The organism is Diaphorobacter sp. HDW4A (assembly GCF_011305995.1).
Classification (GTDB): domain Bacteria; phylum Pseudomonadota; class Gammaproteobacteria; order Burkholderiales; family Burkholderiaceae_C; genus Diaphorobacter_A.
On the sequence record NZ_CP049910.1, the window covers coordinates 1984017 to 1997490 of the forward strand.

Annotated in this window: 15 protein-coding genes; 13 read left to right on the plus strand and 2 right to left on the minus strand. The window is 63.0% G+C overall.

The window, feature by feature from the left end; genetic code table 11:
* Window positions 1-9: 9 nt before the first annotated feature.
* The 13 genes from G7047_RS08935 to G7047_RS08995 all read left to right on the plus strand — a co-directional run bounded on the left by G7047_RS08935 (window position 10) and on the right by G7047_RS08995 (window position 11653).
* Window positions 10-528 (plus strand): MaoC family dehydratase N-terminal domain-containing protein, encoded by a 519-nt coding sequence (locus G7047_RS08935; RefSeq protein WP_166303743.1) that lies wholly within the window; start codon window positions 10-12, stop codon window positions 526-528.
* Window positions 529-533: 5 nt separating this feature from the next.
* Window positions 534-1028: an acyl dehydratase gene (locus G7047_RS08940; protein ID WP_166303746.1), complete on the plus strand. Its 495-nt coding sequence runs from the start codon at window positions 534-536 to the stop codon at window positions 1026-1028.
* The gene (locus G7047_RS08945) at window positions 1025-1909 is read left to right on the plus strand and encodes an SMP-30/gluconolactonase/LRE family protein (RefSeq protein WP_166303749.1); all 885 of its coding nucleotides are present in this window, start codon (window positions 1025-1027) and stop codon (window positions 1907-1909) included. The genes G7047_RS08940 and G7047_RS08945 overlap by 4 nt, the downstream gene beginning before the upstream one ends.
* Window positions 1910-1926: 17 nt before the next feature.
* The gene (locus tag G7047_RS08950; RefSeq protein ID WP_166303754.1) at window positions 1927-2895 is read left to right on the plus strand and encodes a hydroxymethylglutaryl-CoA lyase; all 969 of its coding nucleotides are present in this window, start codon (window positions 1927-1929) and stop codon (window positions 2893-2895) included.
* Window positions 2892-3671 (plus strand): HpcH/HpaI aldolase/citrate lyase family protein, encoded by a 780-nt coding sequence (locus tag G7047_RS08955; RefSeq protein WP_166303757.1) that lies wholly within the window; start codon window positions 2892-2894, stop codon window positions 3669-3671. The genes G7047_RS08950 and G7047_RS08955 overlap by 4 nt, the downstream gene beginning before the upstream one ends.
* Window positions 3672-3740: 69 nt before the next feature.
* Window positions 3741-4949 (plus strand): acyl-CoA dehydrogenase family protein, encoded by a 1209-nt coding sequence (locus G7047_RS08960; protein ID WP_166303760.1) that lies wholly within the window; start codon window positions 3741-3743, stop codon window positions 4947-4949.
* A 73-nt stretch (window positions 4950-5022) separates the two neighbouring features.
* Window positions 5023-6027: a tripartite tricarboxylate transporter substrate binding protein gene (locus G7047_RS08965; protein ID WP_166303763.1), complete on the plus strand. Its 1005-nt coding sequence runs from the start codon at window positions 5023-5025 to the stop codon at window positions 6025-6027.
* A 32-nt stretch (window positions 6028-6059) separates the two neighbouring features.
* The gene (locus G7047_RS08970; RefSeq protein WP_166303766.1) at window positions 6060-6809 is read left to right on the plus strand and encodes an electron transfer flavoprotein subunit beta/FixA family protein; all 750 of its coding nucleotides are present in this window, start codon (window positions 6060-6062) and stop codon (window positions 6807-6809) included.
* Between the two features lie 151 nt (window positions 6810-6960).
* Window positions 6961-7893, plus strand: coding sequence for an electron transfer flavoprotein subunit alpha/FixB family protein (locus tag G7047_RS08975; RefSeq protein ID WP_166303769.1), 933 nt, complete (start codon window positions 6961-6963; stop codon window positions 7891-7893).
* Window positions 7894-7929: 36 nt separating this feature from the next.
* Window positions 7930-8517 carry a cysteine hydrolase family protein gene (locus G7047_RS08980; RefSeq protein WP_166303772.1) on the plus strand — a complete coding sequence of 196 codons (588 nt, stop codon included), beginning with the start codon at window positions 7930-7932 and terminating at the stop codon, window positions 8515-8517.
* A 97-nt stretch (window positions 8518-8614) separates the two neighbouring features.
* Window positions 8615-9787 (plus strand): thiolase domain-containing protein, encoded by a 1173-nt coding sequence (locus G7047_RS08985; protein ID WP_166303775.1) that lies wholly within the window; start codon window positions 8615-8617, stop codon window positions 9785-9787.
* Window positions 9788-9857: 70 nt separating this feature from the next.
* Entirely contained in the window at window positions 9858-10268 is a 411-nt protein-coding gene (locus tag G7047_RS08990; RefSeq protein WP_166303778.1) for a Zn-ribbon domain-containing OB-fold protein, read from the plus strand.
* A gap of 20 nt (window positions 10269-10288) precedes the next feature.
* Window positions 10289-11653 carry an MmgE/PrpD family protein gene (locus G7047_RS08995; protein ID WP_166303781.1) on the plus strand — a complete coding sequence of 455 codons (1365 nt, stop codon included), beginning with the start codon at window positions 10289-10291 and terminating at the stop codon, window positions 11651-11653.
* 13 nt (window positions 11654-11666) lie between these two features.
* Here G7047_RS08995 and G7047_RS09000 read toward each other — a convergent pair whose 3' ends face one another.
* Both G7047_RS09000 and G7047_RS09005 read right to left on the minus strand, forming a co-directional pair.
* Window positions 11667-12290: a YdeI family protein gene (locus G7047_RS09000; RefSeq protein WP_166303784.1), complete on the minus strand. Its 624-nt coding sequence runs from the start codon at window positions 12288-12290 to the stop codon at window positions 11667-11669.
* A 79-nt stretch (window positions 12291-12369) separates the two neighbouring features.
* A complete protein-coding gene (locus G7047_RS09005; protein ID WP_166303787.1) occupies window positions 12370-13278 on the minus strand; it encodes a tripartite tricarboxylate transporter substrate binding protein in 909 nt (302 codons plus the stop codon).
* Window positions 13279-13474: the final 196 nt, after the last annotated feature.

The window sequence follows — 13474 nt, forward strand, 5'->3', positions numbered from 1 at the left end:
AGGAAATCCATGAGCCTTTTGACTGAAGACGTGCGCCGGTTCATCGGCCACAAAAGTGAGCGCTTTGCTGCATGCGAGGCCATCGAGGGTGGCGCGGTACGGCGCTTTTGCCAAGCCATCATGGATGGCGACGAGGCCTACCGCGAGCAGGGCGCGACGCCGGGCGACGCACATGCCATCACGCCGCCGCTGTATCCGGTGTTCTCGTTCCGCACGCCGTTTGGCGCGAACGACGTGCTGACCGAACGCGCCAGCGACGGGCACTTCGACGGACTGGTGGCTGGCGTCGGCAATGGCTTGCCGGAGCTGCCGCTGCGCGGTCTGGCACTGCTCAACGGCGGTGCGGAAGTGGAGTTCTATCAGGACGCGATGGTGGGCGATCTGGTCTTCCAGCAGTCCACGTATCACGACATCGTCGAGAAGCAGTCCAAGGCGGGACCGATGCTGCTGGTCCGCATCGACACGCTCTACACCAACCAGCACGGGCAGGCCCTGCTGCGCTACCGCAGAACCCAGATCCGGAGATGAATGAAATGCAGCATTCCATGTGCTTTGAAGACGTGCAGGTAGGGCAGGAGCTGCCCGTGCTTGAAAAGGGGCCGCTCACCACCGCCCACTTGATGCGCTGGTCCGCCGCCATCGAAAACTGGCACAAGATCCATTACGACCTGCCGTTCGCGACGGAGCACGACAAGCTACCGGCGCTGCTCATCAATGGCTCGCTCAAGCAGCAGTTCATCGCCCAGCTGCTCAAGGACTGGGCGCGTCCTGCGGGCTGGGTCTGGAAGATCAGCTTTCAGTTCCGCGCGATGAACGTCGTGGGCGAGACGCTGGAGATATGGGCTCGGGTGACCGAGCTGCAGCGCGCGCCGAAATTCGGCCTCGTGCATCTGGAGCTTGGCATTCGCGGGCCGGACGGCAAGGACTCCGCGCCGGGCACGGCCGTGGTGGTCCTGCCGTATCGCAACGGTCTCGCCGTGCCGTATCCGTTCGTTCCGCCCGCCGAGCAGGAGGTCTGCCCAGCATGAAGCGAAACGCCTATTCGGTGCGCGTGGTTCCCAACGTCCACAACCTGCTCGGCGAGTGCCCTATGTGGCATCCGGTGGAGCAGCGTCTCTACTGGATCGATACGCGCCTGCCCGCAGTGATGCGCCAGGAAGAGGACGGTTCGGTGTCGCAGTGGCCCATGCCCGTGAACATCGGCTCCTATGTGTTCCGCGAGCAGGGCGGGCTGATCGCCGGTCTGCAGACCGGGTTCAGCGAGATTGCGCTCGACGATTTCAGCGTCGCGCCCCGCGTCAATCCCGAGCCGCACAAGCCGCTGAACCGACTCAACGATGGCCGGTGCGATCGCCGGGGCCGCTACTGGGCCGGCACGCGCGACCCCGGAAACGACTGCGCGAGCGGATCGCTGTACTGCCTCACGTCCGACTTCGAAGTCAGCAAGAAGGACGAGGGCTTCATCGTTCCCAACGGACTCGCGTTCAGCCCGGATGACCAGAGCCTGGTGTTCGGCTGCACGCGTGGCGACACCATCTACCGATACGACTTCGATCTGCCAAGCGGAGATATCGGCAACCGCCGCATCTTCATCGACACGTCGGGCACACCGTGGCGCGTCGATGGCGCGACGTTCGATTCCGAGGGCTTCTACTGGGCCGCCCTGATCGGTGGCGGAGCCATCGGCCGATTCGACGCGAATGGCCGGCTGGATCGCTTCATTCCGCTGCCCTACCAGTACCCGACGATGTGCAACTTCGGTGGCAAGGATCTCGATGTCCTGTACGTCACCACGGGCACGTTCTTCGTCGACGAAGACGGACGCCGTCGCCAGCCGCTGGCCGGTTGCATGTTCGCCATCCATGGCCTCGGCGTGCAGGGTGTTCCCGAACCGATTTTCCCCGGCTGACAAACAAGGAGACATCCATGACGGATCTACCCAAACGCGTTCAGATCAACGAAGAGGGGCCACGAGAAGGCTTCCAGATCGAGAAGACCGCTATCCCCACACAGCGCAAGATCCAATTGATCGACGCGCTCTCGCAAACCGGTCTTAAGCAGATTCAAGTTGTGTCGTACGTGAATCCGCAGCGGGTTCCCGGCATGGCCGATGCCGATGAGGTGGTCGCCGGCTTCACGCGCCAGCCCGGTGTGCGCTACACCGCACTGTGGTTGAACAAGACGGGATTCTTGCGCGCGGTCGCGGCGGGCAAGCTCGACGTGTCGGGCACGCTGTCGCTGACCGCCTCGGAACGTTTTCTCGCCAGGAACCAGGGACGCACGCTGGCCGAGAACATCGCCGCCCAGCACGAGATGGCGACGCTCTACAAGATGAACAAGGTGCCGGTGCGGCGCGCCAGCGTCATGTCGGCATTCGGGTGCAACTACCAGGGCGACGTCGGCGTGGCCGATGTGCTCGATCAGGTGCGCCAGCTTCTCGAGATCGCGCAGCAGCACGAGTTCAGGATCGAGGTGCTGTCGCTCGCCGACACCATGGGCTGGGCAACGCCGCTTGCGGTCAAGCGCCTCGTGGGGGCGGTGCGCGAGCGCCATCCGGAGCTTGCGGTGGCGCTGCATCTGCATGACACGCGCGGCATGGGCATTGCCAACGCATACGCGGGCCTGGAGATGGGCGTGTCGATCTTCGACGCGGCCGTGGCCGGTCTGGGCGGCTGCCCGTTCGCCGCCAACAAGGGCGCGGCAGGCAATGTCTGCACCGAGGATCTGGTGTTCATGCTCCATGAAATGGGCATCGAGACCGGCGTCGATCTCGACCGCCTGATCGAGGTCGCGTTTCTCGCCGAAGACATCGTGGGACGTCCGTTGCCCGGCAGCGTGAAGGCGGGCGGAGCGCTGGATGTGCTGCGCAAGCGCGTCAAGGAGGCAAGGCAATGAGCAAGACCTTCAAAGCGCGCCTCGCTGCTGGCGAGCAGCTCATCGGGTTGTGGTCCAGCCTCGGCAGCGCCTTCGCCGCCGAAGTGTGCGCGGCCAGTGGCATGGACTGGCTGCTGATCGACAGCGAGCACGCGCCCAACGACCTCTGTACCATTGTCGCTCAGCTGCAGGCGCTGGGAGGCTATCCGGTGGAGGCCGCGGTGCGGCCACCGTCGGATGCGCCGTGGATGCTCAAACAGATTCTCGACGCGGGCGCACGCACGCTGCTCGTTCCCATGGTCGAGACCGCAGAGCAGGCACGCGCGGTCACGCTCGCGTGCCGCTATCCACCGCACGGCATCCGTGGCGTCGGAGGCAGCTCGCGCGCCACGCGGTTCGGGTTGGACAAGACCTATCTGCACAGCGCGAATGACGACATCTGCCTGATGCTGCAGATCGAATCCAGGCGGGCCATCGATGGTCTGGACGAGATGCTGGAAGTGCCGGGCGTCGACGGCTATTTCATCGGCCCGGCGGATCTCGCGGCCGACATGGGATACCTCGGAAACATCGAGCACCCCGATGTGCAGAAGGTGATCGAACAGACCATCGTGCGCATCAAGAATGCGGGCAAGGTCGCCGGCATCCTGATCGCCAATCCCAAGCTCGCGCACCGCTATCTGGAGCTCGGCGCCCGGTTCGTCGCCGTCGGCAGCGACGTCGGTGTGCTGGTCAACGGCGTCAGTGCCCTGTCGAGAGAGTTCCGAGCCAAGGCGGCGCAGCAGACCACCGCGTGAAATCGACGCCATCCCACATCCCACACATTCCACATCCATTCACAGAAACCCAAAGAAGGCCGAGCCATCATGCATACCGACTCCACCACTCCCTCTCCTTTCGCATTGCCCGACGAAGTCAAGAGCTTCTGCGAAGTCGCGCGCCGCATCGTGCGCGAAGAACTTCTGCCGCTTGAGCAGGAATACCTCGCAAGCGACAAGCATGCCTACGGCGTGAAGGAAACGATCAATCTGAAGAACGTGTTCGGCGAAGACGTGGTCAAGCGCCTCACGAAGCTCTCGCACGACACGGGGCTGTGGAACCTCATGGTGCCCGAGGAGCATGGCGGCAGCGGTCTGTCCATGCTCGCGCAGATCGCGATCCTCGAAGAGTTCAACTACACGCCCGTGCCGTTTCCGTTCGCGAACGTGCCGAACATTCTCTATCAGTGCAAGGGTGAGCAGATCGAGCGCTTTCTGAAGCCGGTCATCCGTGGCGAGAAGACCACCTGCTTCGCGCAGACCGAGCCGGACGCAGGCTCCGACCCGGGCGGCATGATGCGCACCAAGGCGGTTCGCGACGGCGATGACTGGGTTCTGAACGGCACGAAGATGTGGATCTCGATGGCGGCAGAGTCCGACATCATCATGGTGCAGGCCGTGACCGACGAGGAAAAGCGCCAGCGCGGCGGCATCACCATGTTTCTGGTGGATCGCAACAATCCCGGCATGCGCATTGAAGAGTGCGGCATTCGCACCTGGCTCGGCCCCAAGCCATCCCAGTACGTGATCCATTTCGACAACTGCCGCGTCAGCAGCAAGGACGTGCTCGGTGAAGTCGGCAAGGGCTTCACGCTGGGACAACGCTGGCTCACCATCCACGACCGCCTGCTGCGCGGACCCTACGCGCTGGGCAAGATGCAGCGCGCACTCGACATGTCGGTCGAATGGTCCAAGCAGCGTGTCACCTTCGGCAAGCCGATCTCGGAACGTCAGGCCATCCAATGGAAACTGGTGGATATGTACATCGACCTCGAAGCGCTGCGCACGCTGACCTATTCGGTTGCGGCGCGTGCCGATGCGGGCGAGGACGTGCGCACCGAGGCCGCTCTCGTCAAGCTGGTGTCCACCGAGTGGGGCGCACGCAGCGTGAACGAAGCCATCCAGGTGCACGGCGCCATGGGTGAATCGCTCGAGCTGCCGCTGACGCTGTTCTACCGCTATCTGCGCCACGCGCAGATCGGCGGTGGCACCAGCGAAATCCAGCGCGTGCTGATCGCTCGCAAGTTGCTGGCGTAAACCGCAGCGTCGCGGCCACTGCCCACGTGCGTGGGCGGTGGCCGGTGGATCCCATAAAAGCAGGAGACAAAAAATGCATCCAATTTCGCGATGGGCGCGGCTTGCGATTTCAGCGAGCATTGCGCTGGCCTGTGGAATGATCGGCGCGCCGGGTCTGGCGCAGGCGCCGTATCCGCAGAAGACCATTGAGATCGTGGTTCCGTATCCGCCGGGAAATGCCGCCGATGTGGTCGCGCGGCTGATCTCGGATCGATTGGGGCAGCGCCTTGGCAAGCCGGTCATCATCCAGAACCGGCCCGGCATGTCGGGCGGGCTCGGCACGCAATCGGTGGCGCGGGCGGAACCCGACGGGTACACGTTGTTGATGGGGTCCACTTCGTTCACGCTCAATCCGGCCGTGTACGCCAAGCTGCCGTACGAGATGGAGCGCGATTTCGCGCCGGTGGCCGTTCTCACCAATGGCGCGGGCATGTTGCTGATCGCCTCGCCGGATCTGCCTGCCAACTCGGTCAAGGAACTGGTCGAACTGCTCAGGAAGGACCCGGAGCGCTTCAACTACGCGCACATCGGTCGCGGCTCGCTGCAGAGCCTGACGATGGAAAGCTTTCTGGCCACCACCGGAACCAAGGCCACGGCGGTCAGCTACAAGGGCAGCTCGCAGGCGCTCACCGATCTGGTCGGTGGGCGCGTGGACCTGATGTTCGATGCGCCCGCTTCATCCCTGGCCATCGTGCAGTCGGGCAAGGCCAAGGTACTCGCCCTCAGCCGCGTGGAGCGCTCGCCGCTCTACCCCCAGTTGCCGTCGACGCGCGAGTCGGGTGTGCCGTCGCTCAAGGATTGGAATATCTACGGATGGGTGGGACTTCTGGCGCCCGCCAAGACACCTCGGCCCATCGTCGAGCGCCTCAACAAGGAGCTCATGGACATCATGCATCTGCCGGAAGTCAGGAAGCAGGTCGCTGAGATGAAGCTGGAAGTGGTTCCGCCCAACTCGACGGCGCAGGCGAAAGAAATGCTGCTCGCGGACATGCGGCGTTGGCAGGAAATCGCCACCGCCGCAGGCATGGAAAAAGAGTGACGGACGCGATTCGTTTTTTGAAAGGTCAGATTGTGAAGATTTTGGTTCCAGTGAAACGCGTGGTGGACTACAACGTGAAGGTCCGAGTCAAATCGGACGGCACGGGTGTGGACATTGCGAACGTGAAGATGTCGATGAACCCGTTTGACGAGATCGCCGTCGAAGAAGCCGTTCGCCTGAAGGAAAAGGGCGTGGTCACGGAAGTGATCGCGGTGTCCTGCGGCGTCACGCAGTGCCAGGAAACCCTGCGCACCGCGATGGCCATCGGCGCGGATCGCGGCATCTTGGTCGAGACAACGCAAGAGCTCCAACCTCTGGCCGTCGCCAAGCTGCTGAACGCGCTGATCGCCAAGGAACAGCCCGGTTTGATCATCCTCGGCAAGCAAGCCATCGACGACGACTCCAACCAGACCGGCCAGATGCTGGCTGCGCTGGCCGATCTGCCCCAAGCCACCAACGCCTCAAAGGTCGAAGTCGCTGGCGACAAGGTCTCGGTCACGCGTGAAGTGGACGGGGGTCTGGAAACTCTGAGCCTGAACATCCCTGCCGTCATCACCACCGACCTGCGTTTGAACGAGCCACGTTATGTGACTCTGCCGAACATCATGAAGGCCAAGAAGAAGCAGCTGGACACGTTCAAGCCTGAAGACCTGGGCGTTGATGTGATCCCGCGTCTGAAGACCGTGAAGGTCTCTGAGCCCGCCAAGCGTGGCGCTGGCGTGAAGGTGCCGGATGTGGCCGCGCTGGTCGACAAGCTCAAGAACGAAGCGAAGGTGATCTAACCCCCTGCGCCGCTTCGCGTCTTCCCCCAAGGGGGACGACACCATCGGTGCGGGGCGGCCCTTCCTCGGTGTCCCTCGCCTGGGCCGTGCCAGATTCCTGGTCAACTGGTGATGCCGATGCCTCAAAAAATTCAAGAGAAAGAAGAATCACATGACCTCTCTCGTTATTGCAGAACACGACAACACTTCAATCAAGAGCGCCACGCTGAACGCCGTCACCGCAGCCAAGGCATGCGACGCAGACGTGCACGTTCTGGTGGCGGGTGAAGGCGCAGCCGCTGCTGCCCAAGCCGCAGCACAAATCGCTGGCGTTTCCAAGGTGATTCTGGCTGAAGGCGCAAGCCTGAAGAATGGCCTGGCCGAGAACGTTGCCGCTCAAGTTCTGGCCATCGCGTCGAACTACAGCCACATCTTGTTCCCCGCCACGGCCGCAGGCAAGAACGTCGCCCCGCGCGTTGCTGCCAAGCTGGACGTGGCACAGATCAGCGACATCACCAAGGTGGTTTCGGCTGACACCTTCGAGCGCCCGATCTACGCGGGTAACGCGATTGCCACCGTGCAGTCTGTTGACGGCACCAAGGTCATCACCGTGCGCGGTACGGGCTTTGATGCAGCGCCAACAACGGGTGGTTCCGCTACCGTTGAAACGGTTGCCGCAGTGGCCGATTCCGGCAAGAGCGCCTTCGTGGGCCGCGAAGTCACGAAGAACGATCGTCCCGAGCTGACCGCAGCCAAGATCATCGTCTCCGGTGGTCGCGCGCTGGGCTCGGCCGAGAAGTTCACCGAAGTGATGACGCCGCTGGCCGACAAGCTGAACGCAGCCATCGGCGCAAGCCGCGCAGCGGTGGACGCAGGCTACGCTCCGAACGATCTGCAAGTCGGCCAGACGGGCAAGATCGTTGCGCCTCAGCTGTACATCGCCGCCGGTATCTCCGGTGCGATCCAGCATCTGGCCGGCATGAAGGACTCCAAGGTGATCGTGGCGATCAACAAGGACGAAGAAGCGCCGATCTTCTCGGTGGCGGATTACGGCTTGGTGGCCGACCTGTTCGTGGCTGTGCCTGAAATGGTCGCTTCGGTGTGATTTGAAAGTGATGAACAAGCAATAGAAAGGGAAGAGATGAGCTCCATTTATCTGGTACTGGACATGCAGAACGATCTGGTTCATGCGGGTGGGCCCAACGGCAAGTCGCCTCTGGGCGAACAGGTGGTCGCGCGCGATGTCGTCAACAAGACCGCGCGAGCCATTGCCAAGGCGCGCGATGCAGGCGTTCCGGTCGCCTTCGTGCGTGTCGGCTTTTCACCGGATTACCGTGAATGCCCCAAGGGCTCTGCCGTGTTTTCGGGCGCACCCGCAGCCGGCATCTTCAAACTGGGCGCATGGGGCACCGAGATTCATCCTGCGCTTGGAAAGCGCGAAGAAGATGCGCTGATCACCAAGCACCGCGTGAGCCCGTTCTATGCGACGGATCTGGAGGTGTTGCTGCGCACGTTGGGCGTCAAGCGCATCTATTGCTCAGGCGTCGCTTCGCAGGCGGTGGTGCAGGCCACCGTGCGCGATGCCCATGACCGCGACTTCGATGTCGTGGTTCTCGAAGACTGCTGCGCTGGGCCTTCGGCAGAAGAGCATCGCAACTCCATGCAGAGCATAGCGCGCTTCTGCAGAACGGAGTCATCCGAAGCGATGCGGTTTGAAACCCTGATCTGAGATCGCAAAAAGAGCGCTTTTAGCGCAGGAGTTCCGGACAGTGAATGGTGCCCGGTTCGGTGTCGGGCGCAACCTTTGGTAGAGGAGACATGGTGCTATGACAATCAAACGAAAAGCCTGCATTGCAGGGATATTTGAGCATCCCACACGCAAGGCGACGGACAAGTCGGTGGCGCAACTGCACGCCGAATGCGCGCAGGGCGCGTTGGCCGACGCGGGGCTGAGCAAGGACGACGTCGATGCCTATTTCTGCGCGGGCGACGCGCCCGGATTCGGCGTGATGGCGATTGCGGATTACATGAATCTGCGTCCGCGTCACATCGACACGACGGAGACTGGCGGCTCGTCCTATCTCATCCACGTGGCGCATGCCGCGCAGGCCATCGCACTGGGCAAGTGCAACGTGGCGTTGATCACGCTCGCGGGCCGGCCGCGCTCCGAAGGCAGCTCGGGCACGGTGGTGCGTGGTGCTTTCCTCAATCCCAACGTACCGGAGTCCCCGTTCGAGCTGCCGTATGGCATTGCCTTGGTCAACGGCTATGCGATGGCGGCCATGCGGCACATGCACGAGTTCGGAACGACCTGCGAACAGCTGGCCTGGGTGAAGGTTGCCGCGTCGCATCACGCGCAGTGGAACGAGCACGCCATGCTGCGTGAGCTGGTCACTGTCGATGACGTGCTGCAGTCGCCGATGATTGCAGACCCATTGCGCCGCATGGATTGCTGTGTGGTTTCGGATGGCGGCGGTGCGTTGATTGTCACCAGGCCCGAGATCGCGCGCAGTCTCAAGAAGCCCGTCGTGAACATTCTGGGTGCCGGAGAGGCCGTCAAAGGCCAGAGCGGTGGTGATGTGGACCTCACCTATACCGGAGCGCGCCAATCGGGTGCGGCCGCGTTCGAGGAGGCTGGCGTGAGGCCGTCCGACATCCGGTATGCATCGATCTACGACAGCTTCACCATCACGGTGCTCATGCAACTGGAGGATCTCGGCTTCTGCAAGAAGGGCGAGGGCGGCAAGTTCGTCGCCGACGGAAATCTGATCTCCGGCATCGGCCGCCTTCCCATCAACACCGATGGCGGCGGGCTGTGCAATAACCATCCGGCCAATCGCGGTGGCATCACCAAGGTCATCGAGGCGGTGCGTCAGCTGCGCGGCGAGGCACATCCCAAAGTGCAGGTTCCCGACTGCCATCTCGCGTTGGCGCATGGCACGGGCGGCTCCATCGGAACGCGCCACGGCAGTGCCACGCTGGTGCTGGAGCGGGTGTGATCGACGGGTGTGTGAAGCGCCGCACGACGGCTTGCTGCGGCAAATGTTCGGATCGAACGGAGACAACAGGATGAGCAAGAATTTCAAGGACCGCGAAATCAACGTGGAGCCCGCGATGAACATCGGCGACGAGCCCTACTTTGCGGCCGCTGCCGAAGGCCGGTTGCTGCTGAAGAAGTGCCAAGACTGCGGTCGCCATCACCACTATCCGCGCGGCATCTGCCCGTTCTGCTTCAGCAGCGCGGTGCAATGGACCGATGCCGCTGGGAAGGGCTCCATCTACAGCTGCACCGTTGTGCGCAAGGGGGGTTCCGAGCCCTTCTGTCTCGCCTATGTCGAGCTGGACGAAGGCCCGCGGATGCTGACCAACATCGTCGACTGCGATCTGGATGCCGTGCGGATCGGGCAGCCCGTGCAGGTGACATTCAAGAAGACGGTGAGGGGAACCTCTCTGCCGATGTTCACGCCGACGGACCGCTGATCGCCATGGAGACCATGTCAATGAAGAACACGGCAATGATGTCCATCGCGCGTTTTGCGAGTTCATTCGATGCCTCGCGGCTGGACGAACGACATTACCGACAGGTGTCGCGCGCTTTGCTCGACACCTGCGCTGCAGGGATGGCCGGGCGCCCGGAACCCGCCAGCCTGATCGCGGCAAGGTATGCCGCCGAACTGGGTGCGGGATCAGGCAGCCGGCTATGGGGCGACGCGTCTGCTCAACCCGTGGACCCGGAAGCCGCAGCGCTCTGCAACGGCGTCGCTGCCCATGTGCTCGACTACGACGACGTCACCGAGCCCATGCGCGGACATCCCAGCGTGGCGCTGCTTCCGGCGCTTCTGGCTCTGGGTGAATCGGTGGATGCCTCCGGCCAGGATCTGGTTTGTGCATATGTCGTCGGCTTCGAAGTGCTGTGCCGCCTCTCGCGCACGATGGCCAATGCGCACTACGTCAAAGGCTGGCACTCCACATCGTCGCTCGGCACCTTGGCGGCAACCGTGGCTTGTGGGCGATTGCTTCATCTGAACGAAGACCAGATCGCCGATGCAGTAGGTCTTGCCATCGCGCAGAGCGCAGGCGTGCGCGCCAATTTCGGCAGCATGGCCAAGTCGTTTCAGGCTGGGCAATGTGGAGCGGCGGCGGCGGTGCGCGCGGTCAGACTGGCGCGCCTTGGATTGACGTCGTCGAGAGGGGCACTCGATGGTGCCTTCGGTTTCATGCAGCTTTACGCCCAGGGAGAGTCTCTCGATGGGGTGTTCTCCGACATGCAAGGCGGCGAAGAGCTGGAGCTGGAACTGATCCGCAGCGGACTGGAGATCAAGAAATACCCGATGTGCTACGCCACGCACCGCGCGGTCGATGGCCTTCTGGAGCTGCGTGCCGAGCATGGGTTCTCGCTGGCGGACATCGAGAGCATCCGCGTGGTCGCAAGTCCCGGTGCGCTGGTGGCACTGATCCACACCCGGCCCGTGACGGGATTGGAAGGCAAGTTCAGCATGCAGTACGCCCTGACGGCCGCGGCGCTGGACGGTGCCGTGAGCCTGGCCAGCTTCACCGATTCTGCGGTGATGCGCCCGGAGATCCAGACCGCGCTTGCGCGCGTGACGACGCACGACGGAGAGGGCCCTCTTTCACCGCGATGGAGCAACGTGCAGATAGCGCTGAAAGATGGCCGGATGCTGGAGCGCCGCGTGCAGACGCTGCGCGGATCGGCCCGCATCCCGCTCGGCGATGGCGAGTTGGAAGCCAAGGTGCAGGACTGCTTTTCGTGGGGCGGTCAATCCGATGCGGCCGCGTCGTTCATACGGGCCGCAGGCATGCTGAAGGATGTGAGCGTCAAAGAACTGCTGGATGCGATGGTTTGACGGCAGCGCACGCTCAGTCTTTGGTTGGGGTCCCGGACTTGAATAGGTGGATGGTTTCGCCGCGTGAAAGCATCTCCACCAGCTGGGAAATGCGTCTGGCGCGGGTCTCGTGTTTCACTGCCGTCTGGATGCGCCACAGCACCGCGTAGCGATTGGCTGCGTTGACCGTGGCAAAGAACGCCTTGGCCTTTGGATTGGCTTCGAGCGCGACGAGCAAATCATCGGGGATCGTGGACGTGCGTGCGCCGTCATAGGCCCGCGCCCATCGCCCGTCAGCTTTGGCGGCTTCTATCTGCGCATGGCCCGGCGCCTGCATGCGACCGGCTTCGATCAGCGCAGCGACCTTGTCGACGTTGACTTTTGACCAGATGCTGCGCGCGCGTCGCGGCGTGAAGCGCTGGAGAAAATGCTGGTCGTCGAGGCCCTTCTTCTGGCCATCGATCCAGCCCCAGCACAGCGCGATCTCGACGGCCTCCGGGTAAGTGACGCTGGGTTCATTCGCGCCGCGCTTGGCGATCTTGAGCCAGAGACCGTCGGAGCTGGCGTGATGTTTCTTGAGCCAGGCTTCGAAAGCCCTGGCGCTCTTGAACAGGGTCGGGGCCGGGTCGAGTGGGGTGGTGGATTTGGCAGCGCTCATCACCCGGAGTGTGCCGCAAGACACTTGCGCGGGTTGCCGCGCAGTGTCGTGGGATCGGGGTTCTGAATTGCCGAATGCTTCAGGTCACCTTGATGTTCAGGCGTTGAATCACTTCCCGAAAGCGCTTGATCTCATTGCGGTAGAAGACGTTCAGTTCGTCAGCAGGGAGATAGGTGGGCTCGATGCTCTGGGTGAGCATCTTCTCGCGGACCTCCTCCTTGGCGAGTGCCTCCTTGGCGGCTGCGGACATGCGGTCGAGCATGTCCTTGGGGCTTCCGCTGCGCGCGAACAGGCCGTACCACTGCGTGACTTCGACACCCTTGTATCCGGCTTCTTCCACGGTGTGCACGTCAGGCAATGTAGATGCGCGGCGTGATGACGCCACCGCGAGCGCCTTGACCTTGCCGGACTTGATGCCTACGGTCGCGGGGCCTACGCCCACAAAGGCGAGAGCGAGCTGGCCTCCCATCACTTCCTGAATGGCGGGGACGTCGCCCTTGTAGGGCACATGGACCATGTCCAGCTTCGTTGCGGTTTTGAAGATCTCTCCGCACAGATGCCCCGATCCGCCGATGCCGCTGCTACCGAACGCCAGCTTGCCGGGGTTCTTTTTTGCGTAGGCGATCAGGTCGGCGACGCTGTTGATTCCGAGCTCGGTGCTGACGGCCAGCACGACCGGCACGGCAGCGACCATGCACACGGGCGCGAAATCCTTCAGTGCATCGAAGGGCTGGTTGGGGTAGAGCGTCGGGTTGGTGCCATGCGTTGCCGAATTGCCCATCAACAGCGTCTGGCCATCCGGCGGTTGCTTGGCCACGAACGCCGTGCCGATGTTGCCGTTGGCGCCGGCGCGGTTGTCCACTACGAAGGTGGTGCCGAGACTCTTGCCCATATTCTCGGCCAGAAGGCGGCACAGCAGATCGTTGGTGCCACCGGCCACGAACGGCGAGACCATGGTGACGGGCCGGGTGCTCAGGGGGGCAGCCATGGTCCAAGGCGCCGTGGCACCCAGGGCAAGCGCGGTCGCTAATGTGCGCCGTTGACGTGCGTGCTGGGTGAGTCTCCGTGATTTTTCTGTGTTCATGATGAGATGAAAGAGTGGTCGGAATCGGTGGCAGGTGCAAGCACGGTCCGCAGTCGCCGAGAGGGCGATGGTTGAACTTTGGCATGAAGACCGGGCTTGC